This window comes from Nocardioides piscis, assembly GCF_011300215.1.
Lineage (GTDB): Bacteria > Actinomycetota > Actinomycetes > Propionibacteriales > Nocardioidaceae > Nocardioides > Nocardioides piscis.
The window spans coordinates 1,221,330-1,247,487 of the sequence record NZ_CP049866.1; the positions used below are offsets into that span (position 1 = coordinate 1,221,330).

A 26,158-nucleotide genomic window follows, 5' to 3' on the forward strand; every position below is an offset into this window, starting at 1 on the left:
GGATCAGGCCGGGTGCTCAGCCGGGACGCCCGGGATCCACAGCGACATCCGGGTCCCGCCGCCGGGCGCCTCGCCGACCACGATCCGGCCGCCGTGCTGGTCGACGACCTGGCGCACGATCGCCAGCCCGAGCCCCGACCCGGGCATCGAGCGGGACTCCTCCGATCGCCAGAACCGCTCGAACACGTGCGCCTCGTCGGCCGGCTTGATGCCCGGTCCCTGGTCGTCGACGGTCAGCACCCCGGAGACGAGCCGCACGGTGATCCGGCCATCGGCCGGGCTCCACTTCGCGGCGTTGTCGAGCAGGTTGGTGATCGCGCGCTCCAGCGCGGTCGCGTCACCCTGGGCGGCCCACGGCTCGAGGCGTACGTCGAAGTCGACCCCGGCGGCGCGACGGCGCACCCGGGTGACGGCGCGCTCGGTGACCTCAGCGAGGTCGAGGGCGCCGACCGCGGTCTCGGGGTGGTCCTCGCGCGCCAGCACCACGAGGTCGCCGACGAGCGTGGTCAGCTCCTCGATCTGGCCGCGGACGTCGTCGAGCAGCTCGCGACGGGCGGCCTCGGGCAGGTCGGCCGAGCCGTCGGAGGACGCCTGGGCCAGCAGGTCGAGGTTGGTGCGCAACGAGGTCAGGGGGGTGCGCAGCTCGTGGCTGGCATCGGCCACGAGACGACGCTGCCGGTCGCGGGACGCGGACAGGGCCCCCAGCATCTGGTTGAAGGCGGTGGCGAGCCTCGCGACCTCGTCGTCGCCCTCGACGCGCAGCGGCGTGAGGTCCTCGGTGACTGCGATCTTCTCCACCGAGCTGGTGAGCCGCCGGACCGGTCGCAGCCCGTTGGTCGCGACGGCCCAGCCGGCCAGGGCGGCGGCGAGGACGCCGAGCCCACCCGAGACGAGCATGACGGTGCCGAGCTTGGTCAGGATCAGGTCCTGGGACTCCAGCGACTGGGCCAGCACCAGCGCCTGCCCGCTCCCGGCGGGCACCGTCGCGACGCGATAGCGGGCGCCCTCGTCGTCGCTGAGGGTGCGGATGGAGGACCTCGACTTGCCGGCGGCGACGTCGAGCTCGGGTCTGCCCAGCTCGAAGGTCGGCACGCTGTCGGCCGAGATCAGACCCCGCGCTCGAGGTTGATGAAGATGACCCGGACGTCGGCGGCGCCCAGCATCCAGGCCGGAGCGCCCTGGACGGTCACCTCGGACAGCGCGGTCGAGCCGGCGGCCTTGTCGGCGCGGTTGAGCAGCGACTCGTCGAGGGTGGCCTGCATCTGGTGGCGCATCACCATGAAGGCGCCGAACGCCATCACCGCGATCGAGGCGCCGACCGCCATCGTGGTCAGCAGGGCGACCCGCGAGGCCAGCGACCGGCGGTAGTGCCAGCGCCGGGCGGCCCAGCTCACCGGCATGCTCGCCTCGCTCCGTGCGCGCACCGGGCACAGGTCACGGTGTCGTGGACGACTCGCTCGCTCATGCTTCCTTCAGGACGTAGCCGACCCCGCGCACGGTGTGGATCAGCCGCGGCTCCCCCTCGGCCTCGGTCTTGCGCCTCAGGTAGCCGACATAGACCTCGAGGGAGTTGGCGCTGGTCGGGAAGTCGTAGCCCCACACCTCCTCGAGGATGAACGAGCGTTCGAGCACCCGGCGCGGTCGGCGCAGGAACATCTCCAGCAGGGTGAACTCGGTGCGGGTCAGCTCGATGCTGCGTTCGCCTCGGCGTACGTCGCGGGAGGCGATCTCCATCGTCAGGTCGGCGAAGACGAGCGTCTCGTCCTCCTCGGCCGGCACGACTCGGCGCAGCAGTGCACGCAACCGGGCGAGCAGCTCGGAGAGGGCGAAGGGCTTGGTGAGGTAGTCGTCGGCGCCGGCGTCGAGGCCCTCGACCCGGTCGCCGACGGCGTCGCGCGCGGTGAGGACCAGGACCGGGACGTCGTTGCCGGTGGCGCGCAGCGTGCGGGTCGCCTCGATCCCGTCGAGCCGCGGCATCATCACGTCCATCACGACCACGTCCGGGTTGGTCGAGCCGAGCCGGGCCAGCGCTTCGGCACCGTCCGCGGCCAGGGCGACGTCATAGCCGTTGAACTCGAGCGAGCGCCTCAGCGACTCGCGCACGGCCTTGTCGTCGTCGACGACGAGCACGCGGGGACGGGTCTGGGACACGACCCAAGGATGCCAGCCGCGCCTGAGGGTGGGCTGAGGGCGAGTCCGAGACCCACGGGCGTGCTGGGTGTGCGCCGGTCGCGGCCACCCACTCTCCCGGGGCAAGACGCTCCCCGGGGCTCGCGTCGAAGGGCTGTCGCGTGTCCGGTGACGCGCTCAGGGACGCATTGGCGTTCGCGTCCCAGGCAGCGAGGAGCGCGCATTCGCCTACCTGACGCGTGCCTCGTCCCACGCCAACATCAAGCTGAGGGACGTGGCCGCGGGGATCGTCGACGACTTCGTCGCACGCGTGGACTCCTGACCCTCGAGCAACGAGGCCTCACAGCTGCTCGCCCGAGCGGGCGTGACGGAGCACGGCGCGCGCTGCCTCGCTGAGGGTGAGGCCCTGCTCGTCGGCGATCGTGAGCAGTGCGTGATAGGCGTCGGCTATCTCCAGGCTGCGCTGCCAGGCCAGCACTCCCTTGGCCTGCTCGACCGTGCTGCGCGTCGCCAGGACCTCCTGGAGCCGGCTGGTCGTCTCCGGGGTCGAGAGCGGGCGCACCTGGACGGTGGCCAGGGTGAGGATGTCGGCGAAGGCCTGGAGCAGCACCTGGTCCACCGGCTGGGGCGCGGGCTCCTTCCAGAACAGGTTGAGCCCGCCGAGAGCGGTGCCGTCCCACGTCATCGGCACGGCATGGCCGCAGGTGTAGCCGGCGGCGACCAGCGGTCGTGCGAAGCCGGGCCAGCGGGTCGTGGCCTCGTCCACGTCGGCGAACGAGACACTGCGGTGCTCGCGCACCGCCTCCACGCACGGCCCCTCGGTGGCGCCGGCCTGGTAGGCCTCGAGGTCAGCGAGCCGGTGCGAGGTCGCGGCCAGGACCTCGAAGTCGGTGCCGCCGCCGACCAGCACCCCGCCGGCGTCCGCGCCGACACTGGCGCAGGCCTCGACGATCCCGGCGGTGATGATGCCGATCGGGTCGTGTTCGCTCACCAGCAGCCCGGAGAGGCGTGCGAGCCCGGTGATCCCCCTGTGCTCAGTCATCGTCGCTCCCTGGCTGATGGAACCGGATCGTGTGGTCGAGGACGTGGGTCGCCACGTCGTCCAAGGTCGTGTCGCCGGCGTAGGCATGCGCCTTCAGCACGGCCAGGGCGTCGTCGATGCCGAGGCCCAGCTGCGCCACCACCATCCCCGTCGCCTGGTGGACCTTGGCCCGGGACGACCACGGTCCGCGGTCCAGGTCGTCCTCGACCGCCTGCGGGTCACGGATGAGAGCGGCCCCCGTCGCCGATGCAAGCCGCAGCAGGGTGTCCCGGTCCAGCGCGAGCGGCTGCGCGGTGTGCTCGACCTGATAGAGCGTCATGACTCCGAAGGGCCGATCTGCGGGCAGCATCGGGACGGCGTGCACGGTGAGGGGCCCGGCCACCTCGACGGCGGCCTCGGCGAAGCCCGGCCACCGCTGCGCACCGAAGGTGCCCAGGGCACACACGGTCACCTGCCTGTCGATCACAGCGGAGAGCCCCGGTCCCTCGCCCATCACGTCCTGCAGGTCCTCCAACCGGGCGGACACGGCGTCGGTCGCGCAGAGCGTCACCCGGTCGGACTGGGCATAGACGACGGTGAGCGCGGCGGCGTCGGCACCGGCCAGGTCACGAGAGGCCAGGCACAAGCGCTCGCTGAGAGCATCGGTCGCGGGGGTGGTGGCGATGGCGCGCGCGAGCCTGACGAGCAGGTCGTCGGGGTTCGACACAGCGCACTCCTCACCGGGATCCGAGCCCTCCACCATAGCCCGGTCGCGGGCCTCACGGGTGGTGCGCTGCTAGGAGTAGCGGCCGGCTGCCGCCGCGGCGCGGGCACCGAACGAACCACCGAACATGCACGCATGCACGAGCAGCGGGAACAGCTGGTGGAGACCCAGGCGGTCCTCCCAGCCCTCGGCCAGCGGGGTGACCTCCTCGTAGGCCTGCACGACCCGCGGGAGGTGGGGCAGGCCGAAGAGGTGCAGCATCGCAATGTCGACCTCGCGATGACCGCCGTAGGCCGCCGGGTCGATGACGTGGACGGCCCCGTCGAGCCCCCACAGGCAGTTGCCGTTCCACAGGTCCCCGTGCAACCGGGCCGGCGGCTCCTCCGGGAGCAGGCCCGGCAGCCGACCGATCACCGACTCGATCGTGGTGGCCTCGTCGTCGGTGACGGCACCGCGGTCCCGCGCCAGCTTGAGATAGGGCAGCAGGCGGCGTACGGCATAGAACTCCGCCCAGGTGGCGGCCGGCTTGTTGGGCAGGGGGAGCTTGCCGATGAAGCCGTCGTGGGCGGCGCCGTATGTCGATGCGCCGGCCCGGTGGGTCGCGGCGAGCGCCTGCCCGAACCCGATCGCGGTCTCGACGTGCGTCTTGGACGACGGCTCGACCCAGGCCAGGATCACGCAGTCGGCTGCGGCCGCGAGGACCTCGGGGACTCGCACGCCACCGGTGGCCGAGGCCTCCGCCAGCCAGCGCAGACCGGCCGCCTCCGCCTCGAAGAATCCGTCCGGGGCGTGCGAGAGCGTCTTCATCAGCGCCATCTGGCCGCTGGAGAGACGCAGTCGGGTGGCCGTGGCGATGTCACCACCGGCGACGGGCGCCGTGGACACGACGGCGAGGCCGAGGAGCTCCTCGGCCCGCCTGGCGACCAGCGGCTGGCGGGTCATCGGCCTGCGAGGGCTCGCTCGATGTGGGGGACCAGGGCCCGGCACGTGCGCTCGATCATGTCCAACACCTCCTCGAAACCGTCTCCGCCACCGTAGTAGGGGTCTGGTACTTCCACACCCGGCGTCTCGGGGTCGAAGTCCCCGAACAGCCGGACGCGGTCTGCGCCACCGAGGCGGACGAGGTCGTCGTGATGGCCCCGGTCCATGGCGAGGAGCACGTCGTCGCGCTCGAACCAGCCGGGCCCGACCTGCTGGGCGCGGTGGCGCTCGGGGTCGTAGCCGCGGTCCGACAGCGCGACGGCGGAGCGGGGGTCCATCGGGTTGCCGACGTGCCAGTCACCGATCCCGCCGGAGACCACCTCGACCCGGTCACCGAGGTCGTGCTCGCCGAGCAGGTGCTCGAGCACGACGTCGGCGCTCGGTGAGCGACAGATGTTGCCCGAGCAGATGAAGGCGATCCGGTAGCGCCCAGGGAGCCGGGCCGCGGGAAGAGTGGTCAATCCTTGCCCGCCACGGTCTGGACGGCGAGGGTGACGGCCGAGATGATGAGCGCCCCGAAGATGGCGCTGAGGAAGTCGTCGACGTGGAAGCCGAGGTCGGCCTGTCCGGCGATCCAGGCCGTGATCACCAGCATCGTGGCGTTGATGATCACCAGGAACGCCCCCAGGGTGATGATCACGAACGGCCAGCTGAGGAACTTGGTCACGGGCTTCAGCACGGCCGAGACGAGCCCCAGGATCGCGGCGACGGCCAGCACGGACGGGAACTTCTCGCGGACCTCGAGCTCGCCTCCCCCGACGGGACCGTCGAAGGCGATGCCCTGCAGCAGCCACGCGGCTGCTGCCAGCCCGAGGAAGTGGGTCATGACATAGATGACGATCCGCATGCGCCGGAGCCTAGTGGTCGCTTCGCGCAGCTACATCCGCCGATAGGGTCCCGGACATGGCCCAAACACCCCATCCGCGGAGCAACGTGTCGGCGATCCCGACCTACGTCCCCGGCAAGCCGCCGACCCCCAGGCCCGGTCTGACGACGTTCAAGCTCTCGTCCAACGAGAACCCCTACCCGCCGCTGCCCGGCGTCGTCGAGGCGGCGACCAGGGCCGCCGGGGCGATGAACCGCTATCCCGACATGGGCAATGCCGAGCTCTACGCCGCCCTCGCCGAGAGCCTCGGTGTGCCGGTCGACGACCTGGCGGCTGCCACGGGCTCGGTCGCGCTGATCTATCAGCTGGTCGGGGCCTTCTGCGACCCCGGCGACGAGGTCGTCCACGCCTGGCGGTCCTTCGAGGCCTACCCGATCGCCATCACCGCTGCGGCGGCGACCAGCGTCAAGGTGCCCGTCCTGCCCGACGGTCGACACGATCTCGACGCGATGGCGGCAGCCGTCACCGACCGCACCAGGATCGTCCTGGTCTGCACCCCCAACAACCCCACGGGCCCGGCCGTCACGCAGTCCGAGCTGGACGCCTTCCTGGCCAAGGTGCCGTCCCACGTCCTGGTCGTCGTGGACGAGGCCTACGTCGAGTTCGTGCGGATGGTGGACGCCGTCGACGGCCTGGCGACCTACCGCTCCCACGACAACGTCGTGCTCACCCGCACGTTCTCCAAGGCCTACGGACTGGCGGGCTTCCGGGTCGGTTATGCCGTCGCCCCCGCTCCGATCGCCGCCGCCCTGCGCGCAGTCTCGCTCCCGTTCGGCGTGTCGTCGGTCGCCCAGGCGGCCGCCGTCGCCTCGCTCGCTGCGACCGACGAGCTGTTCGAGCGGGTGGACGCCCTCGTCACCGAGCGGGACCGCGTCGTGGCCGGGGTGCGAGCCGCCGGATGGGAGATCCCCGACGCCCAGGGCAACTTCGTGTGGTTCGAGCTGGGCGGGAGGACCGCTGACTTCGCTGCTGCCGCCGACGAGCTGGGCATCGTCGTCCGACCCTTTGCAGGGGAGGGGGCCCGGGTCTCCATCGGCGAGCCCGAGGGCAACGACCGGGTGATCGAGCTGGCGCGGTCGTTCAGGCCCTGAGCCGACGCGACGCCTAGATGGTTGCTCGTGCAACTAGTCTCGGTGCATGAGTGACTTCTCGGGGCCGACATACACCGAGGCCGGCAAGGCCTTCGAGCGCGACATGGACTACATCCCCGACCGGCTGAGGGCGGGCGAGCAGCCCGCCGACGCGCTGGAGGGCGAGTACGGCGCCGACGCCGACGCCCCTGTGTGGCCGGTCGAGCCGGGGCGCTACCGGCTGGTGGCGGCCAAGGCCTGTCCGTGGGCCAACCGGTCGATCATCGTGCGCAGCCTGCTCGGGCTCGAGGACGTCATCTCGCTCGGGCTGCCCGGCCCGACCCACGACGAGCGCAGCTGGACCTTCGACCTCGACCCCGGCGGCGTCGACCCGGTGCTCGGGATCGAGCGGCTCCAGGAGGCCTTCCTCAACCGCGATCCCGACTACGCCAAGGGCATCACCGTGCCGGCGATCGTCGAGGTCGAGACCAAGCAGGTCGTCACCAACGACTTCCCGTGGATCACCCACGACTTCTTCTTCGAGTGGCGCGACCACCACCGTCCCGACGCTCCGGACCTGTGGCCCGACGAGTGCCGCGAGGAGATGGAAGCGGTGATGAAGCGCGTCTTCACCGAGGTCAACAACGGGGTCTACCGCTGCGGGTTCGCCGGCTCGCAGGAGGCCTACGAGTCGGCATACGAACGCCTCTTCGCCGCCCTCGACTGGCTCGAGGAGCGTCTCACCGACCGCCGCTACCTGATGGGGGAGTCGATCACCGAGGCCGACGTGCGGCTGTTCACCACGCTGGCGCGCTTCGACCCGGTCTATCACGGGCACTTCAAGTGCAACCGCAACAAGCTCAGCGAGATGCCGGCGCTGTGGGGGTATGCGCGCGACCTCTTCCAGACGCCCGGCTTCGGGGAGTCGATCGACTTCGAGCAGATCAAGGCGCACTACTACGTCGTCCACACCGACATCAACCCGACCGGAATCGTGCCGCTCGGCCCCGACACCGCAGGCTGGCTGACGCCGCACGGGCGGGGCTAGCCCGAAGTCCGGGGCAGGGCCGGGATCGTCGTCTCGGTCGGTGTGGGTGAGGGCGTCGTGGTCGCGGTCGCGGTCGCGGTCGGGGTCGGCGTGGGCGTGGGTTCGGGTGTGGGCGTGGGCTCGGGCGTCGCCGGAGCAGGGATCGGCCCCTGGACGAACGCCGAGAGACGCGGGCCATCCCTGGTCCACAGCAACCGGGCGGCATACAGCGCACGCTTGCCGACGTCCTCGTAGTCCTTCGAGCCGTGGTAGCTCTGGTAGCACGGCAGGTTGGTGCCCTTGCAGACCCAGCCGTGGAAGAACAGCCGGTTGGCCTGCGTGTCCGTCGCCTCGACGTAGTCCGCGCCGCCGGGGCCGCAGACGCGCGAGTTCTGGCGGTTCACCAGCCGGTGGCCGCGGGTCCCCTGCCAGCCGAGGTGACGCGACTTCGAGCGGCGCCAGATCGTGCGATAGCGACACTCGGCATAGTCGCCGCGCGAGCTGATCAGGTAGTGCCACTTGCCGTGCCTGACCATGACGGGGTTCTCCAGGACGCCGGCGTCGCGGATGAGCTCGCGGCTGCGACCGAAGGTGTAGGTGCCGGTCGGGCTGAGTCGGACCATGCGGATGGTGGAGGGCTTGCCCTGCGTGCGGTAGAGCAGGAAGCGACGACCGTCGGGGGCGATGTATGACGACGGGTCGATCACGCCCCGCCGCGGCAGACCGGAGCGACCGGGGACCTGGTCGTTGGCGGGCGTGGTGGCGGAGTAGTCGGGGCACACCAGCGGCCGGTCGCTGACCGGCACGAACTTCTCGTCGAGGCTGGCCGCGGTGGCGACGCCGATGCAGCGGTCCTGCTGGTGGGGGAGTCCACGCGACGGCATCGTGTAGTAGGCCAGCCAGCCGTTGGGACCGCGCTCGATCTCCGGGGCCCACACCCCGGCATACCTCGCCCAGGCCGGCTTGTCGACGAGCAGCTCCCCGCGGTTGGCCCAGGGTCCCCAGTCCTGCTCGGAGGTCGAGGCGCGCGCCCGGAAGCCGGTCGCGGCGCCGAACCAGCGCGTCCCGTCCAGGACGACGGTCGGATCGGCGAAGTCGCGGTCCCAGATCAGCGGCCGGGGAGCCTCTGCCGGCGTGTCGGACGTCGGCGCCCGGCGCTCGTCGGCGCTGCTGGCAGGCGTCACCACGGACAGGGCCAGCACGGCTGGCAGGGACACCGCGGCGCTCAGCGCTGCGACCACCTTCATCACTCGCATCGGGCACAGACCTCCTCAGGTCACGTCCATCCCTATCCCGTCCACCCCTCTTCGACGCAAGTCGGGGGCCAGAGGTTGGGCTATCGGGAGAGGAACGAAGCCACGACCGGCACTCCGTCGACCCAGTCCAGCTCGGCGGCATACATGGGCCGGATCGCCTGGGATCGGCGCCGGACCCGGTCGCGGTGGATGTCGGGGTCGCAGGGGGTGGACCGACCGTGGCAGGTCCAGGCGTGGAAGTAGAGGCGCAGGCGGCGCGAGCGCGGCAGGGGTGTCACGTCGGCGCCACCCGGACCGCAGAGCCCCGAGGACTGGTCGAGCAGCACCCCGGAGGTCGCGGCCGACCAGTCGAGGAGGTCGGTGCTGCGTCGCCACACGGTGCGATAGGAGCAGCGGGTGAAGTCACCCTGCGAGAGCAGCACCACCCAGCCCGCCGGCCGCTCGATGAGCACCGGGTTCTCCAGGACGCCGTCATGACGGAACAGCTCGACGCTCGGGGCGGCGGCGTGCAGGCCGCTGGCCGACAACGGGAGCAACCTGATCGAGGACGGGAGGCGGTCGGTCTTGTAGGCGAGGTGTGGCCGGCCCTCCACCACGACCAGCGACGGGTCGATGACGCCCGCGCGCGGGAGTCCGGGCAGCGTGATCGGCACCTGGTCCTCGGCAGGCGGGGTCGAGACGTAGGACGGGCAGACCAGGGGCTGCCCACCGACGGGCCTGAAGCCGGTCACCGCGGAGCGGGAGCGGGCGACGCCGATGCAGCGTCCGTATTCACCGATCCCGCGCACCGGGGCAGCGAAGTAGAGCACCCACCAGCCCTGCACGCGCGCGATGTCGGAGGCCCACACGTCGCCGTCGGCGTGCGCCCAGGACGGGAGGCGGACCAGCGCGGAGCCGGCCCGCTGCCAGGACGCGCCCGGCCGGTCGGAGTGCGAGCTGGGCACCAGGCTGCCGGTCGAGAAGCCGACGAAGCCGTCGCCCCGGACCGTCACGGCCGGGTCGGCGAAGTTGGTGTCGAGCACGGGGCGAGGGGCGCGTTCGGCGAGCGCGGGGGTGCCGATGAGGGCGACCGCGAGCGCGACGACCACGGCGGTGACGACGCGAGGGATCGAGGGCACGGCCGACAACCTAGCGGGGTTTCGTGACGGCGCTGGCGCGCCTCGTCAACCGCCGGGCAGGGTCGATTCGCGCGGCCGGGGGCGGGGCGATAGTTTTGCCCTCCCATGTGGTCGCGGTCACACCCACCGCTCGACATGGGACCCTCAGCAACAAGCCGTCGGTGCGCCGGAGACCCCGAGCCGCCGCTAGCGAATGGAGCGCCATGAGTGACAGGCCCACAGTCGGCACTGGAACATTCGGTCCCGACCTCGTCGAGGTCTTCGGCCCCTCTCAGCAGGACGGCGGTCCCGAGCTCGTCCAGCTCCTGACGCCCGAGGGCGAGCGGGTCCACCACCCCGAGTTCGACCACGACTTCTCCGCCGAGGAGCTGCGCGGCTTCTACCGCGACATGGTGCTCACCCGGCGCATCGACACCGAGGCCACCGCGCTCCAGCGCCACGGCGAGCTCGGCATCTGGGCCCAGCTGCTGGGCCAGGAGGCCGCGCAGATCGGCGCCGGGCGTGCGCTGCGGCCGCAGGACTACGTCTTCCCGACCTATCGCGAGCACGGCGTCGCCTACTGCCGCGGCATCGACCCGCTCAACCTCCTCGGGCTCTTCCGCGGCGTCGACCAGGGTTCCTGGGACCCGGCCGAGAAGAACTTCGGCCTCTACACGATCGTGATCGGCGCCCAGGTCCTCCACGGCGTCGGCTACGCGATGGGCATCCAGCGCGACGGAGCCGTCGGCACCGGCGACCCCGACCGCGACGCGGCAGTCATCGCCCACTTCGGCGACGGTGCCTCCTCGCAGGGCGACGTCAACGAGGGCTTCATCTTCGCCGCCTCCTACAACGCGCCCGTCGTCTTCTTCTGCCAGAACAACCAGTGGGCGATCTCCGAGCCGATCGAGCGCCAGACCCGCATCCCGCTCTACCAGCGCGCGCTGGGCTTCGGGTTCCCGGGAGTCCGCGTCGACGGCAACGACGTCCTCGCGACCTACGCCGTCACCAAGGCCGCCCTCCAGCGCGCCCGTGACGGTCAGGGCCCCACGCTCGTGGAGGCCTACACCTATCGCATGGGCGCCCACACCACGACCGACGACCCCACGCGCTACCGCCTCTCCGACGACGTCGAGCACTGGAAGCTCAAGGACCCGATCGAGCGGCTGCGGGTCTACCTGCGCCGCAACGGGCTGGTCGACCAGGCGTTCTTCGACGACCTCGACCAGGAGGCCAAGGACCTCGGCCACCACCTGCGTGAGGGCTGCAAGGCGCTGCCTGACCCGCAGCCGCTGAGCGTCTTCGACCACGTCTTCACCGAGACGACCGACGAGCTCGTCGCCCAGCGCGACGGCTACGAGGCCTACCTCGCGTCGTTCGAAGGAGAGCACGCATGAGCGGGCTGCAGAAGATCACGCTCGCCAAGGGCCTCAACATGGGCCTGCGCAAGGCGATGGAGGACGACCCCAAGGTCCTCATCATGGGCGAGGACGTCGGCAAGCTCGGTGGCGTCTTCCGGATCACCGACGGGCTGCAGAAGGACTTCGGCGAGGACCGGGTCATCGACTCCCCGCTGGCCGAGTCCGGCATCGTCGGCACGGCCGTCGGTATGGCGCTGCGTGGCTACCGCCCCGTCGTGGAGATCCAGTTCGACGGGTTCGTCTATCCCGCCTACGACCAGATCGTCTGCCAGGTCGCCAAGATGACCTTCCGTTCCCAGGGCAAGTCGAAGATGCCGATGGTCATCCGCATCCCCTTCGGCGGCGGCATCGGCGCGGTCGAGCACCACAGCGAGTCGCCGGAGGCGCAGTTCGCGCACACGCCCGGCCTCAAGGTGGTCGCGTGCTCCAACCCCGTCGACGGCTACTGGATGATCCAGCAGGCCATCGCGCACGACGACCCGGTGATCTTCCTCGAGCCCAAGCGGCAGTATCACGCCGACAAGCTCGAGCTCGACGAGTCGGCGACGCCCGCCCCGCTCTTCACCTCACGCGTCGTGCGGACCGGCTCCGACGTCACGGTGCTGGCCTACGGCCCGACGGTGAAGACGGCTCTCAAGGCCGCCGAGGCTGCCGAGTCCGAGGGCCGCTCGCTCGAGGTCATCGACCTGCGCACGCTGTCCCCGCTCGACATGGCTCCGGTCTTCGAGTCGGTGCGCCGCACGGGGCGCGTCGTCGTGACCCACGAGGCGCACGTCAACCTCGGCATGGGCGCTGAGCTCTCGGCCCGGATCACCGAGGAGTGCTTCTACTCCCTCGAGGCGCCGGTGCTGCGGGTCGGCGGTTTCGACACCCCCTACCCGCCCTCGCGGATCGAGGAGGAGTGGCTGCCAGACCTCGACCGGGTCATGGACGCCGTCGACCGCAGCCTGGACTACTGAGGAGTGTTCTGATGAGCGAGTTCAAGCTGCCCGACGTGGGCGAAGGACTGACCGAGGCCGAGATCGTCGCCTGGAAGGTCAAGGAGGGCGATGTCATCGAGATCAACGACATCATCGTCGAGATCGAGACCGCCAAGTCCATCGTCGAGCTGCCGTCGCCCTACGCCGGCACCGTGCTGGCGCTGCTGGTGTCCGAGGGCGAGATGGTCCAGGTCGGCACCCCGATCATCTCGGTCGGGTCCGCCGACGACGCGGCCGACGAGGCCTCGGGGTCTGGTGACGGGCGCGGGGCGCCCTCCTCGACCGCCGAGGAGATCGACCTGTCCGACATGGACCTGTCCAACCCCGCCGCCTCGGGCGGCGGCGAGGGCGAGTCGCTCGTCGGTCGCAACAAGGCCGAGCGTGGTCCGCAGCGGCGTGCCCGCCGCGGGTCTGCCTCACCGTCGACGACCGCCGGCGCCCAGGCGCAGATGCAGGTCCAGGGCGCGTTCGCCCCGGGCGGCGCCCAGAGCGACGAGGTCGCCGCGGTCGACGAGCCGGCCGTGCCGGCGACCTCCGCCGCGACGGCCCCGAGCGCGCCGGCCCCGGCGCTGGTCCCGGCCTCGGCGCAGTCGCCCAGCGACATACGACCGCTGGCGAAGCCGCCCGTCCGCAAGCTCGCCAAGGACCTCGGGGTCGACCTGTCGACGCTGACCGGCTCCGGTGCCGACGGGGTCATCACGCGGGCTGACGTCGAGGGGGCGACCTCCGGTGCGGCACCCTCCGGTGCCGTGACGGACGCCAGGGCGCCCTCCTCGACCTCCGGTGGCGAGCGCGAGACGCGCGAGCCGATCAAGGGCGTGCGCAAGATGATGGCGGCGGCGATGAGCCAGTCGGCCTTCACCAGTCCACACGTGACCGAGTGGATCACCGTGGACGTCACCGCGACGGTCGAGCTGGTGGCGAAGCTGAAGAAGCGCCGCGAGTTCAAGGACGCGAAGGTCTCGCCGTTGCTGGTGCTCGCGCGGGCGGTGATGCTCGCGATGAGGTCGACGCCCGAGGTCAACTCGTTCTGGGACGAGGCGGCCCAGGAGGTCGTGCTCAAGAACTACGTCAACCTCGGCATCGCCGCGGCGACCCCGCGCGGTCTGGTCGTGCCCAACGTCAAGGACGCCGACCGGTTGTCGATGCTCGAGCTGGCCTCCGCGCTCGGTGAGCTGACCGCGACGGCTCGTGAGGGCAGGACCCAACCGGCCGAGATGGCGGGTGGGACCTTCACGATCACCAACGTCGGCGTCTTCGGCGTCGACGCCGGTACGCCGATCATCAACCCGGGCGAGTCGGCGATCCTGTGCTTCGGCGCGATCAACAAGCGTCCGTGGGTCGATGACGCCGGTGAGCTGTGCGTGCGCGACGTCACGACGCTGGCGCTCTCCTTCGACCACCGTCACATCGACGGCGAGAAGGGGTCGCGCTTCCTCGCCGACGTCGCCGGAATTCTCTCCGACCCGGGCACCGCCCTGCTCTACTGACCAAGTCGGCGCCAGATTGACTGACGTCAGTCAATCTGGCGCCGGCCTCTCTCACGAGCTGGTGTGGAGCCGCCGTTGAGCACGGCGCCGCCGTCGATCCTCCTCTGAGGACTCGGCGAGCTACTCGGTGTAGATCCGTTCGTCGACCAGCTTCTCCGAGACGTACTGCCCCTCGGCGACGAAGCGACCCCACTCGAACTGCTTGCGGAACTCGAGCTCGCCGCCCGTGCGGCCCGAGCGGTTCTTCTCGATGGTCAGCACCGACCACTCCTTGAAGTGGGCTCCGTCGTTCGCGGCATACATCAGGTGATGGCGGGCGACCACGTCGGACTTGCTGCTCAGGATCAGCACGACGTCAGCCTCGTAGGCGAGCGACGTGGACCCGCGCATGTTGCGGGCGCGCATCCGGGTGCCCGGCTCGAGACCCGCGCGGTCGGAGGCGGAGATGGCGACCACGGGACACTCGAACTCGATGCTGAGGTCCTTGAGTCCCTCGGTGACGCGGGTGACCTGTTCCTCCTCGCTGAGGTGGTCAGGCATGCAGACCTTCTGCAGGTAGTCCACGAGCACCAGGGGCGCGACGCCTTGCTCGACCAGCACGTCCTTCACGGCCGCCCTGATCACGTCCAGCGTCGTCTGGGTCGAGGTGGAGCGGTGGATGTAGAGCTGGGGCGCGTACTGGGTCACCGCCGTCAGGGCGTCGATGCCCCCGGGGTGCTCGCTGAGGCGCTCCGGCAGGCCGATCCCGGTGTTGTCGGACGCCTCGAAGGCGGCGCGCACATCCTGGACAGTGAGCGCCGAGCGGGTCGAGCTCGATCGTTCTGCGGCCGCCGCGGAGATGGCCTTCTGCAGCAGCGTCTCGGCTTCGAGCTCGAAGGACAGCAGCACGACGGGCCGCCCGGACCTGGCCGCGTGTCGAGCCATCTGGAAGGCGAAGGTCGTCTTGCCCTGGCCCTGCGCACCGGCGAGCAGGGTGAGTGTCCCCGCTCGCAGCCCGCCGCCGAGCTCACCGTCGAGCAGAGCAAAACCGGTCGGCCACACGATCGCGTCCGACTCGGGGTCGAGGAGGCGGCGGTCGACGCGCTCCAGCACGTCCCTGGCTGCCAGCAACTTCGGGTCCACCAATGGATTTCAACATGCCGACGCCCTGCCGCGTGGGCAAACGCCGGGAAGTCGCGTCAGGGGTTGAGGAGGGCGTCGGTGCCGCCGTCGATCACGAGGGTCGTGCCGACGACCAGCGACGCCTCGTCCGACAGCAGCCAGACGATGGCCGCGGCGACCTCCTCGGGCCGGCCCGGCCGGCCGATCGCACTGGGATAGGCGTCGACGAACACACCCAGCTCGGGGTCGGCGCGCATCACGGTGGCCATCGCGGTCTCGACCAGCCCCGGCGCGACCGCGTTGAGCCGGACCCCGTCCGCGGCCCAGGCAGGCGCGTTGCGGCGCACCCAGGTCCTCAGTGCGGACTTGGAGGCGGGATAGACGTGCACCGCCTCGGTCGCCGCTGCCGCCGCGCGGGCGGCCGGCTCGTCGCCGTCGGCGATGAGGGCGGCGAGCTCGCGCGACCAGCCCGGTTGGCACTCGACGGAGTTGGAGGAGACCACGACGACGCTGGCCGAGTCGGCGGCCGCGAGCAACGGCCGCAGCGACTCCACCACCTCGACGGTGCCGAAGTAGTTGACCGAGGCGACGAGGGCCCCGTCCCCGCCGGTGCCACCGGCGACCCCGGCGCACGGGACGACGCCGTGGAGCACGTCGGTGACCTCTCGGACCCCCGCGACGGCGCTCGATCGTCCGGCCGGCGTGGACAGGTCAGCAACGACGTCGGCGTCGGCCCGGTCGATCGTGACGACGCGGTGGCCGTCGGCGCGCAGCCGCTCGGTGGTGGCGGCGCCGATGCCCGACGCGGCGCCCGTGACGGCGAAGGTCCTCATGGGCCGCAACCTAGCGCGCGTGCCAGGCCGTGAGGACGGCTGCCTCGCGGGTCGGCGACAGGCCGACCGCTGAGGAGCGGCTCCACGGCCGGCGAGCTGTTGTCGGCATACACGCTGATCGTCGAGACGAAGACCCGGTGCGCGTCGGGCACGGCGCTGACCGCGTCCCATCCGCCCATCTGCCCTCGACCATCGCGGTCGGTGCGTCGGCGCAACCTCACAGCACGTCGTCACCTGCGGGTGGTGTGGTCTGGTGGCTGCTGCTGCGGGGGTCTGCGCGGGTGGAAGCCACAACACGACCCCACCACCCGCGTATGGCGGGGGCGCAACGTCACAGGTATCGCCGCGTCCTCGCCTCGGCGGACCCCGCCCCGGTGAGCAGCAGGGCGGCGAGCTCGTGCTCGAGCACGGCTCCCACGCGACGGCAGAAGTCCTCCGGCTCGTCGGCGGCGTCGGGCTTCTCGGCGACGATCCGGTCCACGACACCGCGACGATAGAGGTCGATGGCCCGGACCTGCTGGGCGCGCGCCATCTCGGGCGCGTGGTCGAGGTCGCGGTGCACGATGGCCGAGGCGCCCTCGGGCGGCAGGGGGGACAGCCACGCGTGCTGGGCTGCGATGACCCGGTCGGCCGGGAGGAACGCGAGCGCGCCGCCCCCGTTGCCCTCGCCCAGCATCAGGCACAGGGTGGGCGCATCGAGGGTGACCAGGTCGGCCAGTGAGCGCGCGATCTCGCCGGCCAGCCCGCCGTTCTCCGCCTCGGCCGACAGCGCCGCGCCCTGGGTGTCGATCACGGTGACGAGGGGCAGGCCCAGCTCGGAGGCGAGCCGCATCCCGCGCCTCGCCTCACGCAGGGCCCCCGGCCCCATCGGGTGGTCGGTCGTCTGCCCGCGCCGGTCCTGGCCGAGGAAGACGCAAGGCGCGTCACCGAAGCGCGCCAGCGCGATCAGCAGACCGGGGTCGGACTCGCCCTGCCCGGTGCCGTTGAGGGGCACGACGTCGGCGGCGGCATAGCGCAGCAGCCGGCGCACGCCGGGCCGCTCGGGCTTGCGCGATCGCGTGACCACCTCCCAGGTGTCGACGTCGGGGACGTCCTCCTGGCCGGGGTCGGGGACCGGCGGCACGCCCTCACGCGGAGCCTGGAGGATGGTCAGCGCGCGGTCGAGGATGCCGGCGATCTCCTCCGGGGGGACGACGGCGTCGATGATCCCGTGCTCATAGAGGTTCTCGGACGTCTGGACACCGGGCGGGAAGTCGCGGCCGTAGAGCGCGGAATAGACGCGGGGACCGAGGAAGCCGACGAGCGCGCCGGGCTCCGCGACGGTGACGTGTCCGAGCGAGCCCCACGACGCCATCACCCCGCCGGTCGTGGGGTTGCGGAGATAGACGAGATAGGGCAACCCTGCGGCTCGGTGCGCCGCCACCGCGGCCGAGATCCGCACCATCTGGATGAACGCGGGTGTCCCCTCCTGCATCCGGGTGCCCCCGGAGACCGGTGCGGCGAGGAGGGGGAGCCCCTCGCGGGTGGCACGCTCGATGCCGGCGACGACGCGGTCGGCCGAGGCGCGGCCGATGGAGCCGGCGAGGAACCCGAACTCCCCGAGGAGGACGCCGACGCGTCGACCCCGCATCCGGCCCTCACCGCTGACGACGGACTCGTCGGTGCCGGCCTTGTCCGCAGCGGCGGCCAGCTCGGCGGCATACGCCTCACTGATCCCCAGCCGGTTCGGCGGCGTGTCCCACGAGACCCAGGAGCCGGGGTCGAGGACGAGGTCGATCAGGTCTTTGGCGCTGAGGCGGCTCACGCAGGGCAGGCTAGCCGAGCAGTCCCCTCGGCGGGGTCGTCGAGCCGTCGATCCACGCGGCGAAGAAGCGCGTCAGCTCCAGGCCCGTCTCGCCCTCCCAGTGGGCATAGAGCTCGTTGCGGGTCACGGACTCGTTGTCCTGGGCCTCCAGCCACGAGCGGGCGACCCGGAAGAACTCCTCGTCGCCGAGCTCGACCCGCAGCTCGTTCCACATCAGGGCCGGCGAGTAGTAGATGTTGCTCGAGCCGAACTGGGCCTCGTCATAGGCACCCGGCGGGCCGAAGTCGTCGCGCAGCGTCTGGTCGGCGGCGCGCCAGCGGCTCATGGTCGCCTCGATCGGGGCGCCGGCCTCGTCGGCCTCCCACAGCCCCTGCATCAGCATCGTCATGCCCTCGTTGAGCCACACGTCGCGCCAGTCGGCGGGTGAGACCTGGTCGCCGTACCACTGGTGGACGAGCTCGTGCACGATCACGGCCGGGGACCGGACATAGTCGTTGTCGCCGATCGTGACCATCGTCTGGGTCTCCATGGCCGACTCGGAGTCGACCAGGACGATGCCCGCGGAGCTGAAGGGATAGGGGCCGAGCCTGTCCTCGATCCAGTCGACGCCGCCGGCCGCGGCCTGCATGTCCGTGAGCACGGCCCGCCTGCCGCGCGGGAACCAGTAGTCGAGCCGCACGCCGCTGGCCGAGCTGTCGGAGGAGTGCTCGTAGTCGTCGATCGCGAGGGTGAGGAGATAGGACGAGGCCGGCTCGTCCAGCTGCCAGGCGGTGGTGTGGACGCCGTCCGCGGTGGTGTCTTCGACGAGCCGCCCGTTGGCGACACCGGTCCACGGGTCCGGCACCGAGACGGTGATGTCATAGAGCGCCTTGTCGGCCGGCTGGTCGTTGACGGGATACCAGGTGTGGGCGCCGTAGGGCTCCTGCATCGTCCACACCGCGCCGGTGTCGGTGACGGTCAGGCCCACCGTGGACAGGTCGCTGCGGGTCGTGGGGGCCGGGATCGGCTGGGGCTGCCCGGCATAGGAGACCACCAGCTCGTGCCGGTCGTCCTCGGCGACCCGCTGGCGGACCACCAGGTCCTTGCCGCGGTGCTTGTATGCCGCCTGCTCACCGTCGACGGTCACGCTCTCGACCTCGAGCGGAGCCGCCAGGTCGAGCGTGACCTTCCTGGCCGAGCGGGCTGCGCGGAAGGTGATGGTCGCGGTGCCGGTCAGGGTGCGCTGCTCCGGCTCCCAGGACAGGTCGAGGTCATAGAGCAACGCGTCGATGCCGGGGCCGCCGACCTCGGGATAGACCGAGTCCTCGACCGGCTCGCTCAGCGCCAGGTCGAGGTCGGGCTCGACACGGTCGCTGACGACCGGGGAGCCCTCGGTGGCCGGGGAGTCGCCGGCGTCAGGAGATCCGGTGGCGGTCGAGGAGGGCGACGCGTCGGGCTGCTCGGGCGACTCGGTGGGGCCGGAGCAGGCGCTCAGCAGCAGCGACAGTGCTGCCACCCCGGCGCCCACGCCGGCGCGGATCACGCGTCCCCCCGCAGCAGCGGGCGGGCGAGCTTGCGCCCGTGGTGGATCTGCGCCTTCACGGTCCCCAGCGGGGCGCCGACGAGCTGGGCGATGTCCTCGTAGGCCATGCCATAGACGTCGCGCAGCAGCAGCGGCTCGACGTATTGCGGGTGGGTCGTCTCGATCGTCTCCATCGCCTCGAGCAGGTCGAGCCTGGTGCCGGCGATGATCGAGGTCGTGCGCGGGTCGGGACGGTCGTGGTGGGTGCCCTCGAAGTCCGTCGGGACAGCCTGGTTGCGGAGCTTGCGATAGGTCGACCGCGCACAGTTGAGCGCCACGACGTGCAGCCACGTCGTGAAGCGCCCGCGACCGTCCCACGAGCCGATCTTGGTGGCCACGTTGAGCAGCGCCTCCTGGCAGGCGTCCTCGGCGTCCCCGGAGTAGGGCAGCACCCCGCGGCAGATGTTGAGGGCCCGTGGGCGTACGGCGCCGAGCAGCCCCTCGAGAGCATCGCGGTCACCGTCACGGGCGCGCCGTGCGAGGTCGTCGATGTCATCCGGACTCACGCCTGCAACATAATGCAGGGGTGTCCACCCCCTCTCGGCTCGGTCGCTACCCCGTGCGGCGTCGCATCGGTTCGGGAGCCTTTGCCACCGTGTGGCTCGCCTATGACGACCACCTCGACTCGCCCGTGGCGATCAAGGTCCTGGCGGAGAACTGGACCGAGGACCAGCATGCTCGTCAGCGGTTCATCGACGAGGGGCGCTTCCTGCGCAAGGTCGACTCACCCCACGTGGTGTCGGTCTATGACGCCGGTCTGCTCGGGGACGGACGCCCTTACCTCGTCATGTCGTTCGCCGACCAGGGCACGCTCGCCGAGCGGCTGGAAGCCGGAGCGTTGACGACCGGCCAGGCGGTGCAGGTCATCGCCCAGATCGGCGCCGGCCTGCACGCCCTCCACGAGCGCGGTGTCCTGCACCGCGACGTCAAGCCGGGCAACGTGCTGTTCCGCGGTGACGAGCGCAACGGCACCCCTCACCTCAACGCCATGCTCGGCGACCTGGGGCTCGGGAAGACGATGGAGATGTCCTCGCGGCTCACCATGATCGGCGGCACGCCCTCCTACGTCGCGCCCGAGCAGGCCCGCGGGGAGCAGCTCGACGCCCGGGCCGACCAGTACTCCCTCGCAGCGCTGGCCTATCTCCTGCTGAGCGGCCGGCCGCCATACGAGCACGCCACGCTGCGCGCCGCCGCAGACCCGGACCCGCCGCCCCCGCTCGAGGGTCGGCTGCCGGCGGAGGCCGAGCGCGTGCTGCTGAAGGCCCTGGCGAAGGACCGTGACGAGCGGTATGCCGACGTGCCGGCCTTCGTCTCCGCGCTCACCGCTGCCCTGCCCGATCACCCACCGGAGCCCCCGCCCTGGATCGCGGCTGTCGGCGCCGACGACTCCGACACATCGCCCCCGGTCACCGGGGCCGAGCCCACGGAGGGGATCGTCGTCGGGGCCACGTCGACCGGTGCGGCGGCCGACGCCGGGCCTCTCCTGCACAACCGCTCGTTCCGGGCGGCGGGCGCGATCGCGCTGGTCGTGGGACTCGTGGCCGGCTTCGTCGGCTGGCAGCTTGCGCGGACCGAGCGGGTCGTGCGCGACGCCGACAGCGGGATCGAGGTGACGGTGCCGGAGGAGTGGGCGCGTGAGGTCGACACCGGGAAGTGGACCCCGCCGGGCTCCGAGGTCGGGTATGCGGCGCTGTCGGCCGGGACCGCGGTCGGGTGGAACGCCCAGGACGCCTCGGGGCACGGCGTCTTCGTGGGCCTGATGCCCGGCGAGGAGCTGCCCTCGGACGTGCCGCAGCACCCCGAGTGCGAGGAGCCGCGACCGGTCGAGATCAACCGGAGCGGCGACGACTACGTCGAGGTCGAGTTCCCCGACTGCGCCGGCGGCGGGGTGACGGTCGAGCGCATCGTCCACGTGCTCGCCAACCAGCTGCTCTGGGTGCAGGTCCGGGCGCCTGACCGAGGCGTGGCGGACGACGTGCTCGACTCGGTCGTCTCCGGACTGTGAGCGACCTGGTGCTGGTGGCCGTCACGCTCGTGCGCGACACGCTGCCCAACGTCCACCGCTTCGTCGAGGGCAACCTGGGAGCCGGGATCGATCATCTGGTCGTGGTCCTCGACGGACCTGCTGCGGACGTCGAGGCCCATCTCGAGGGCCACCCCCAGGTGACGACGATCGTGGCCGACGACCGCTGGTGGGGAGGTGAGCGGGTCGCCACGCTCAACGGCCGGCAGCGGGTGGTCGCCAACCTCGTGAGAGCGGCTGCGGCCGACGCAGGACTCGTCGACTGGTTGTTCTTCGTCGATGGCGACGAGATCGCGCTGGTCGACCGACAGGTGCTGGCAGACGTCCCGGCCGACTTCGACGCGGTCCGCCTGCGACCCCTCGAGGCGGTCGCGGGCGGAGGTGATCTCTTCAAGCGGCTGCTGACCCGCCCCGAGCTGCGCCGGCTCAAGCGCCTCGGGCTGGTGGAGAAGGCGAACAACGCCCGCTACTTCCACGGCCACGTCAGCGGGAAGGTCGGGGTGCGTCCCGCCGCCGACGTCCGGCTGGGAGTGCACGCCGCCGAGCTGCCCAACGGTGAGAAGGTGCCGGCCTACGAGCACCCGGCGCTGCGACACCTGCACCACGAGTCGCCCACGCTGAGCGAGTTCGACCGGAAGTGGACCGCGCTCGCGGCATCAGGGCCACCTCCGGGGATGCGCGAGCGGCGCGCCGAGATCCTCCAGGCCTTCATCGCCCTGACCGCAGAACCGGACCCGGCCCGGCGCGACGTGGTCGTGCGTGAGCTCTATGACGTGCATGTCGCCGAGGACGTCGCCGGCCTGGAGGCGGCCGGCGTCCTGGAACGGATCGACGTCCGGGCCCTGCCGCCCACCTCGACACCGTTGGGCGCACGACGCCGTACGGCACTGGAAGCCGCGATCCACGGGCAGGAGGCCAGGCCCCGGGCCGAGTTCCTTCCGCTGCGCCCCGGCACTGCCCCGCCTGCATAGACTCGCCGGGTGATCGTCGCTGTCAGCACCGTCAAGGACACCCGGCAGCGACTGGAGCGCTGGGTCGGGCGAAACCTCGCCAACGGGGTCGATCACCTCGTCGTCTTCGTCGACGACGCCGATCCCGAGGTCCTCGACTGGCTCGCCTCGACGTCCCACGTCACGCCGGTCGACTCCCTGCTCTGGTGGGGGGATCGGCGACCCGCCGGGCTCAATGTCCGACAGCGGATCAACGCCAACGCCGTACGCGCCATCGGCACCGTGGTGCCCGGCGTCGACTGGGTTCTCCACCTCGACTCCGACGAGGTCGCGGTCATCGACCGCGCCCAGCTCGACGCCCTGCCGGACTCGGTCGGGGCCGTCCGACTCGCCCCCTGCGAGGCGGTGAGCCAGCGCGACTGGCCGAACGGCGACGTGACGGCGTTCAAGCGGTTGCTCAGCGAACCCGAGCTCTCGCTGCTCTTCTCCCTCGGGGGGATCGACAAGGCCACCAACAACGAGTACTTCCACGGGCACGTCGGGGGCAAGGTCGCGATGCGCCCGGTCGACCGACTCTGGATCGGCACCCACCACGTGGTCGATGCCCAGCGAGAGAAGCAGCCGACCTTCGACGCCCCGTGGCTGCGGCTGCTGCACTACGAGTCGCACACCGGCGACGAGTTCATCCGGAAGTGGACCAACCTGGCCACGTCGGGTCCGCCGGTCAGGACCCGCGGCGCGCGGTCCGACCTGGCGGCGGCCGTCCGGGGCCTCGTCGAGCTCGACCTGCCGCCCGACGATCGCCGTGAGCTGATGCTGACGCTCTTCGACCGCCACGTCCGCGACGACCTCGACCTCCTGTCGCGGATGGGGGTGCTGCTGCACCTGGATCCCGATTCCGGGACCCATCGACCGTTGGAGTCCTCGACGGTCCCAAGCGCTCTCGAGTCGATGGTCGGCGAGCTGGCCGGCGTCGACAAGTCCTGCTTCGAGCCGGGCGGCGACGTCGAACGGGCCCGCAAGCTGCTGGCACCGGCACCTCGGCGGTTCCTGCAGCGCCGAGGCTGATCCTCACCCGTTCCTGATCCCCCGGATGACCCGCAGGACCAGCTTCTCCATGCCTGGCACGTCGACCTCGCGGCCGGTCACGGCGATCTCCGCCTCGGCCTTCCCGGAGCGGCTGAGGTCCAGCCAGTAGGTGATGGTGAAGCGGCGGTAGCCGTCGTGGACGTAGGACGCCCTGATCGAGTCATGGGTCTGCACGTAGTCGACCTGCTCCTCGTCCCGCTTCAGCTCGTCGACCTGCGCAGCCACGATGTCGGGGATCGTCTGGTCCTGGGACTCCACCTGTTCCACCCGCAGGACGTAGGTGTTGGCCGGATGGCCGGCCGGCTTGTACTTCACCTCGTTCGACGACGGCTCCGAGCGTTGCCACTCGACGGGCACGGGGAAGGTGAACTCGTTCTTGCCCGAGCCCACGGAGACGTCCGTCATCGCCAGCCTGGTCGGCATGGGAGGGGTCGTCGGGTCTTCCTGCAGCGGCACGGGCACGCTGGGGACGCTGGGGTCGACGGCCACCACCGGGGTGGGATCACCAGCAGTGTCGGGGTCGTCCTCGACGGATGCCGCCACAGCGACGCCGCCGGCGATGCCCACCGCCAACAACACCGCCACTCCGACCAGCCCCCGCCATTCCATGCCCTTCAATCTAGCGTCGCGGTGCTCCACGAGACGACGTCCCACTGCAGTGCGCGAGTGGCCCGGGTGGCACGGCACGTCAACCGGGCCTCGGCCCGGCGGCTGCTCGCCACCACGACCTGTGCCTGGGTCGGCAGTGGGTCGCTGCCGGCGACGTCGACGGTCCACCGCCCGTCGTCGAGGGTGCCGGCCTGGTGCACCAGCCTGGCTCGGGCCGCCGACAGGGGAGCGGGGCCCCAGCGTTCGAGCGCGGCGGTCAGGGCGACCTGCTCGGCCGGGTGCAGGCCCGCGACGCCCCGCAGCGAGCCGGTCTCGACGCGGCCGTCCAGGTGCGCCTCGACCAGGGAGACCGCGCCCTCAGGGGACATCTGGGCATAGCAGGCCAGGTCGGGCAGCAGCAGCAGGTTGGGTGCGAACCGGTCACCGCCGAGGTGGCTGCACTCGAAGGTCTCCGCCGGCCACCGTTGCGACAGCGCCGCGACCACCGGTCGCCCGCTGACCGCGCAGCACGTGTCGTGCACGCCGTGGGTGCACACGAGCAGCAGCGGTCCGACATGAGGAGTGCCTGCCTCGGGCCGCAGCGTCTCGAGCAGGTCCTCGGGTCGCTCCCAGTGACCGGTTCGCAGCTCGCCGTCGCGGCAGCGGAACCATCGTCGACGTATGGCGCCCGCCCGCTCCCGCACGTGCGGCCGGACGAGCACGACGCGCTGCTCCGGGTGTCGAAGCCTGCGCAGCAGGTCGACGGACAGCTCGGTGTCGAACGGCGCCCGCACCGGCCACGGCCCGTGGTGCTCCACCAACAGCCACTCACGCTGCGGAGGCGCCGTCCCGACCATCGGGTCGCCCCGCTCCGCAGCGGACTCGGAGCAGCGCAGGGTCATCCGGCGACGACCAGTCCGGCCGCGACGAGGGCCCGGGCCGCGGCTTCGCCCAGCTCGGCGGTCGTGACTACCTCCCCGGCGAGCAGGCTGTCCCGGACGTCGTCCGGCACGCCTGCCACCGACACGGTGCCGGCTCGCGAGCACAGGTTGTCGGCTTCCAGGCCGGCGTCGAGGTGGTCGCGCAGGCGCAGGGCCGTGGTGTCGGTGAGCGATTCGGCGAGCGCGTGCTGGGCCAGCGGACCGAGCGGGGCGGCGCGTTGGGTGCCGCGGCGTCTGCTCCGCAGGCGCTCGGAGACGACCGCCGGGTCGATCGATGACAGGGCGTCGAGCAGCCTGGCCGTGACCTGTTCGGCGTCGAGCTCGCCTGCCCCGAGCGTCGTGCCGAGGGCCAGCGACCCGCGCATCTCCTCGTCATCGGCGAGCGCGTCGAGGGCGAGGGCGGCCAGCTCCTCGGCAACGGCGTGACGCGTCCAGGTGTGCACGCCCAGGGTCAGGTGGATGCTCACCTCGCCCAGTGCGACGGCCGAGTGCAGATGGCCACGCGGCAGGTAGAGCGAGTCGCCGGGCTCGAGCGTCGCCTCGAGCAGCGGCTCCTCGGCGGCGGCCCGACCGACAGCATCGCGCCGGTCGGTCCATGGCTGGTCGCGCAGTGGCGCGGGCAGCACGGGCGGTCGGATCGACCACTTCTTGCGGCCGGCGACCTGGAGGACGAACACGTCGTGGACGTCGTAGTGGTCGTCGAAGCCCTGGTTCTGCGGCGGGGTGACATAGGCGTTGGCCTGGACGGGGTGGCCCAGGTCGGCTGCGAGCTGCTGGCAGAAGTCGATGAGCGGCGGCCAGACGCGATGCAGCGCCTGGAGCACGAGGGTCGAGCCGTCGGTGAAGAGCGCGCTCAGCTTGTCGTCGCTGACCTGGTCGGCGACGCCCGCACCGACTCCGCCCGGTGCGGTGAAGGCCGAGCCCGGGAGCGTCCGGCCGTCCTTGGCGACCCGGAGGAAGGGTGTGCGCAGGCCGCGCTCGCTGAGGAGCTCGTCGACCGCGGCCTCGTCGAGCAGGTCGGCGAACCCGTCTGCGTCCGCCGCCGACCGCAGCTCTGGCTGGCGGCTCCAGGTGCTGGTCGCGAACGCGGTGACGTCGCCGACCAGCCGGATCAGCGCCGGTCGTTCCTCGGGGGCGGTCGCCACTGCGGGCCCGGAGAGGTCCCCGGGCCCGCAGTCATCAGAC

The 26,158-nt window shown here is 71.5% G+C and carries 27 protein-coding genes; 9 read left to right on the plus strand and 18 right to left on the minus strand.

The annotated features are described in order from the left end of the window. Positions 1–3: 3 nt before the first annotated feature. From G7071_RS06015 to G7071_RS06020, 3 genes are read right to left on the minus strand one after another with little or no spacing between them, the layout of a single operon-like run. Entirely contained in the window at positions 4–1,092 is a 1,089-nt protein-coding gene (locus G7071_RS06015) for a sensor histidine kinase (protein WP_246210521.1), read from the minus strand. 14 nt (positions 1,093–1,106) lie between these two features. Beyond that, on the minus strand, positions 1,107–1,424 hold the full coding sequence (locus G7071_RS19045; protein ID WP_246210523.1) for a hypothetical protein: 318 nt from the start codon (positions 1,422–1,424) through the stop codon (positions 1,107–1,109). Positions 1,425–1,461: 37 nt separating this feature from the next. Next, the gene (locus G7071_RS06020) at positions 1,462–2,151 is read right to left on the minus strand and encodes a response regulator transcription factor (RefSeq protein WP_166316162.1); all 690 of its coding nucleotides are present in this window, start codon (positions 2,149–2,151) and stop codon (positions 1,462–1,464) included. Between the two features lie 166 nt (positions 2,152–2,317). Between G7071_RS06020 and G7071_RS19960 the strand changes: the two genes are divergently transcribed. Then, a complete protein-coding gene (locus tag G7071_RS19960; protein ID WP_166320965.1) occupies positions 2,318–2,452 on the plus strand; it encodes an ANTAR domain-containing protein in 135 nt (44 codons plus the stop codon). An 18-nt stretch (positions 2,453–2,470) separates the two neighbouring features. Here the strand turns inward: G7071_RS19960 and G7071_RS06030 are convergent, their stop codons facing one another. The 5 genes from G7071_RS06030 to G7071_RS06050 form a co-directional block, all read right to left on the minus strand. Beyond that, a complete protein-coding gene (locus G7071_RS06030) occupies positions 2,471–3,172 on the minus strand; it encodes a GAF and ANTAR domain-containing protein (protein WP_166316165.1) in 702 nt (233 codons plus the stop codon). Further along, positions 3,165–3,878 (minus strand): ANTAR domain-containing protein, encoded by a 714-nt coding sequence (locus G7071_RS06035; RefSeq protein ID WP_166316168.1) that lies wholly within the window; start codon positions 3,876–3,878, stop codon positions 3,165–3,167. The genes G7071_RS06030 and G7071_RS06035 overlap by 8 nt, the downstream gene beginning before the upstream one ends. Before the next feature lie 69 nt (positions 3,879–3,947). Further along, on the minus strand, positions 3,948–4,817 hold the full coding sequence (locus G7071_RS06040; RefSeq protein ID WP_166316170.1) for a fructosamine kinase family protein: 870 nt from the start codon (positions 4,815–4,817) through the stop codon (positions 3,948–3,950). Next, a complete protein-coding gene (locus G7071_RS06045) occupies positions 4,814–5,317 on the minus strand; it encodes a low molecular weight protein-tyrosine-phosphatase (protein ID WP_166316173.1) in 504 nt (167 codons plus the stop codon). Before G7071_RS06045 ends, G7071_RS06040 begins: the two co-directional genes overlap by 4 nt. Continuing rightward, positions 5,314–5,703: a phage holin family protein gene (locus G7071_RS06050; RefSeq protein WP_166316176.1), complete on the minus strand. Its 390-nt coding sequence runs from the start codon at positions 5,701–5,703 to the stop codon at positions 5,314–5,316. Before G7071_RS06050 ends, G7071_RS06045 begins: the two co-directional genes overlap by 4 nt. A 56-nt stretch (positions 5,704–5,759) precedes the next feature. On the opposite strand from G7071_RS06050, the gene hisC reads away from it, so the two are divergent. Beyond that, positions 5,760–6,833 (plus strand): histidinol-phosphate transaminase, encoded by a 1,074-nt coding sequence (gene hisC, locus G7071_RS06055; protein WP_166316179.1) that lies wholly within the window; start codon positions 5,760–5,762, stop codon positions 6,831–6,833. 46 nt (positions 6,834–6,879) lie between these two features. Then, positions 6,880–7,860, plus strand: a complete 981-nt coding sequence (locus G7071_RS06060) for a glutathione S-transferase family protein (RefSeq protein ID WP_206062921.1) — start codon at positions 6,880–6,882, stop codon at positions 7,858–7,860. On the opposite strand, the gene G7071_RS06065 is transcribed toward G7071_RS06060, so the two are convergent. Then, on the minus strand, positions 7,857–9,095 hold the full coding sequence (locus G7071_RS06065) for a family 43 glycosylhydrolase (protein WP_206062922.1): 1,239 nt from the start codon (positions 9,093–9,095) through the stop codon (positions 7,857–7,859). The genes G7071_RS06060 and G7071_RS06065 overlap by 4 nt on opposite strands. A gap of 80 nt (positions 9,096–9,175) precedes the next feature. Then, on the minus strand, positions 9,176–10,213 hold the full coding sequence (locus tag G7071_RS06070; protein ID WP_166316182.1) for a family 43 glycosylhydrolase: 1,038 nt from the start codon (positions 10,211–10,213) through the stop codon (positions 9,176–9,178). A 203-nt stretch (positions 10,214–10,416) separates the two neighbouring features. Here G7071_RS06070 and pdhA point away from each other — a divergent pair, with 203 nt between their 5' ends. The 3 genes from pdhA to G7071_RS06085 are packed head-to-tail and all read left to right on the plus strand — an operon-like array spanning position 10,417 to position 14,083. Beyond that, entirely contained in the window at positions 10,417–11,589 is a 1,173-nt protein-coding gene (pdhA, locus tag G7071_RS06075) for a pyruvate dehydrogenase (acetyl-transferring) E1 component subunit alpha (protein ID WP_166316185.1), read from the plus strand. Then, positions 11,586–12,572 carry an alpha-ketoacid dehydrogenase subunit beta gene (locus tag G7071_RS06080; RefSeq protein ID WP_166316188.1) on the plus strand — a complete coding sequence of 329 codons (987 nt, stop codon included), beginning with the start codon at positions 11,586–11,588 and terminating at the stop codon, positions 12,570–12,572. The genes pdhA and G7071_RS06080 overlap by 4 nt, the downstream gene beginning before the upstream one ends. An 11-nt stretch (positions 12,573–12,583) precedes the next feature. Further along, positions 12,584–14,083, plus strand: a complete 1,500-nt coding sequence (locus G7071_RS06085; RefSeq protein WP_166316191.1) for a dihydrolipoamide acetyltransferase family protein — start codon at positions 12,584–12,586, stop codon at positions 14,081–14,083. 120 nt (positions 14,084–14,203) lie between these two features. On the opposite strand, the gene G7071_RS06090 is transcribed toward G7071_RS06085, so the two are convergent. From G7071_RS06090 to G7071_RS06110, 5 genes are all read right to left on the minus strand, one after another. After that, positions 14,204–15,205, minus strand: coding sequence for a DnaB-like helicase C-terminal domain-containing protein (locus G7071_RS06090; RefSeq protein WP_166316193.1), 1,002 nt, complete (start codon positions 15,203–15,205; stop codon positions 14,204–14,206). Positions 15,206–15,261: 56 nt separating this feature from the next. Then, positions 15,262–16,017: an SDR family oxidoreductase gene (locus G7071_RS06095; RefSeq protein WP_166316196.1), complete on the minus strand. Its 756-nt coding sequence runs from the start codon at positions 16,015–16,017 to the stop codon at positions 15,262–15,264. A gap of 331 nt (positions 16,018–16,348) precedes the next feature. After that, positions 16,349–17,821: a carboxyl transferase domain-containing protein gene (locus G7071_RS06100; RefSeq protein ID WP_206062923.1), complete on the minus strand. Its 1,473-nt coding sequence runs from the start codon at positions 17,819–17,821 to the stop codon at positions 16,349–16,351. A gap of 10 nt (positions 17,822–17,831) precedes the next feature. After that, positions 17,832–19,343 carry a M1 family metallopeptidase gene (locus G7071_RS06105; RefSeq protein ID WP_166316199.1) on the minus strand — a complete coding sequence of 504 codons (1,512 nt, stop codon included), beginning with the start codon at positions 19,341–19,343 and terminating at the stop codon, positions 17,832–17,834. Beyond that, positions 19,340–19,888 carry an RNA polymerase sigma factor gene (locus G7071_RS06110; RefSeq protein WP_166316202.1) on the minus strand — a complete coding sequence of 183 codons (549 nt, stop codon included), beginning with the start codon at positions 19,886–19,888 and terminating at the stop codon, positions 19,340–19,342. Before G7071_RS06110 ends, G7071_RS06105 begins: the two co-directional genes overlap by 4 nt. Positions 19,889–19,908: 20 nt before the next feature. Between G7071_RS06110 and G7071_RS06115 the strand changes: the two genes are divergently transcribed. Genes G7071_RS06115 through G7071_RS06125 form a run of 3 tightly spaced genes read left to right on the plus strand, consistent with a single transcriptional unit; the run spans position 19,909 to position 23,423 of the window. After that, positions 19,909–21,387, plus strand: coding sequence for a serine/threonine-protein kinase (locus tag G7071_RS06115; RefSeq protein WP_166316205.1), 1,479 nt, complete (start codon positions 19,909–19,911; stop codon positions 21,385–21,387). Then, a complete protein-coding gene (locus G7071_RS06120) occupies positions 21,384–22,376 on the plus strand; it encodes a glycosyltransferase family 2 protein (protein WP_166316208.1) in 993 nt (330 codons plus the stop codon). The genes G7071_RS06115 and G7071_RS06120 overlap by 4 nt, the downstream gene beginning before the upstream one ends. A gap of 9 nt (positions 22,377–22,385) precedes the next feature. Beyond that, positions 22,386–23,423, plus strand: coding sequence for a glycosyltransferase family 2 protein (locus tag G7071_RS06125; RefSeq protein WP_166316211.1), 1,038 nt, complete (start codon positions 22,386–22,388; stop codon positions 23,421–23,423). A gap of 3 nt (positions 23,424–23,426) precedes the next feature. Here G7071_RS06125 and G7071_RS06130 read toward each other — a convergent pair whose 3' ends face one another. From G7071_RS06130 to G7071_RS06140, 3 genes are read right to left on the minus strand one after another with little or no spacing between them, the layout of a single operon-like run. Then, a complete protein-coding gene (locus G7071_RS06130; RefSeq protein WP_166316214.1) occupies positions 23,427–24,053 on the minus strand; it encodes a hypothetical protein in 627 nt (208 codons plus the stop codon). Positions 24,054–24,058: 5 nt separating this feature from the next. After that, entirely contained in the window at positions 24,059–24,934 is an 876-nt protein-coding gene (locus tag G7071_RS06135; protein ID WP_166316217.1) for a sucrase ferredoxin, read from the minus strand. Then, positions 24,931–26,118 carry a cupin domain-containing protein gene (locus G7071_RS06140; RefSeq protein WP_246210525.1) on the minus strand — a complete coding sequence of 396 codons (1,188 nt, stop codon included), beginning with the start codon at positions 26,116–26,118 and terminating at the stop codon, positions 24,931–24,933. Before G7071_RS06140 ends, G7071_RS06135 begins: the two co-directional genes overlap by 4 nt. Positions 26,119–26,158: the final 40 nt, after the last annotated feature.

Excerpts from the sequence above, each read along its gene's own strand:
- G7071_RS06030 (WP_166316165.1), bottom strand. The coding sequence starts at position 3,172 with ATGACTGAGCACAGGGGGATCACCGGGCTCGCACGCCTCTCCGGGCTG.
- G7071_RS06040 (WP_166316170.1), bottom strand. The coding sequence starts at position 4,817 with ATGACCCGCCAGCCGCTGGTCGCCAGGCGGGCCGAGGAGCTCCTCGGC.
- G7071_RS06050 (WP_166316176.1), bottom strand. The coding sequence starts at position 5,703 with ATGCGGATCGTCATCTATGTCATGACCCACTTCCTCGGGCTGGCAGCA.
- hisC (WP_166316179.1), top strand. The coding sequence starts at position 5,760 with ATGGCCCAAACACCCCATCCGCGGAGCAACGTGTCGGCGATCCCGACC.
- G7071_RS06060 (WP_206062921.1), top strand. The coding sequence starts at position 6,880 with ATGAGTGACTTCTCGGGGCCGACATACACCGAGGCCGGCAAGGCCTTC.
- G7071_RS06065 (WP_206062922.1), bottom strand. The coding sequence starts at position 9,095 with ATGCGAGTGATGAAGGTGGTCGCAGCGCTGAGCGCCGCGGTGTCCCTG.
- pdhA (WP_166316185.1), top strand. The coding sequence starts at position 10,417 with ATGAGTGACAGGCCCACAGTCGGCACTGGAACATTCGGTCCCGACCTC.
- G7071_RS06080 (WP_166316188.1), top strand. The coding sequence starts at position 11,586 with ATGAGCGGGCTGCAGAAGATCACGCTCGCCAAGGGCCTCAACATGGGC.
- G7071_RS06085 (WP_166316191.1), top strand. The coding sequence starts at position 12,584 with ATGAGCGAGTTCAAGCTGCCCGACGTGGGCGAAGGACTGACCGAGGCC.
- G7071_RS06095 (WP_166316196.1), bottom strand. The coding sequence starts at position 16,017 with ATGAGGACCTTCGCCGTCACGGGCGCCGCGTCGGGCATCGGCGCCGCC.
- G7071_RS06130 (WP_166316214.1), bottom strand. The coding sequence starts at position 24,053 with ATGGAATGGCGGGGGCTGGTCGGAGTGGCGGTGTTGTTGGCGGTGGGC.
- G7071_RS06135 (WP_166316217.1), bottom strand. The coding sequence starts at position 24,934 with ATGACCCTGCGCTGCTCCGAGTCCGCTGCGGAGCGGGGCGACCCGATG.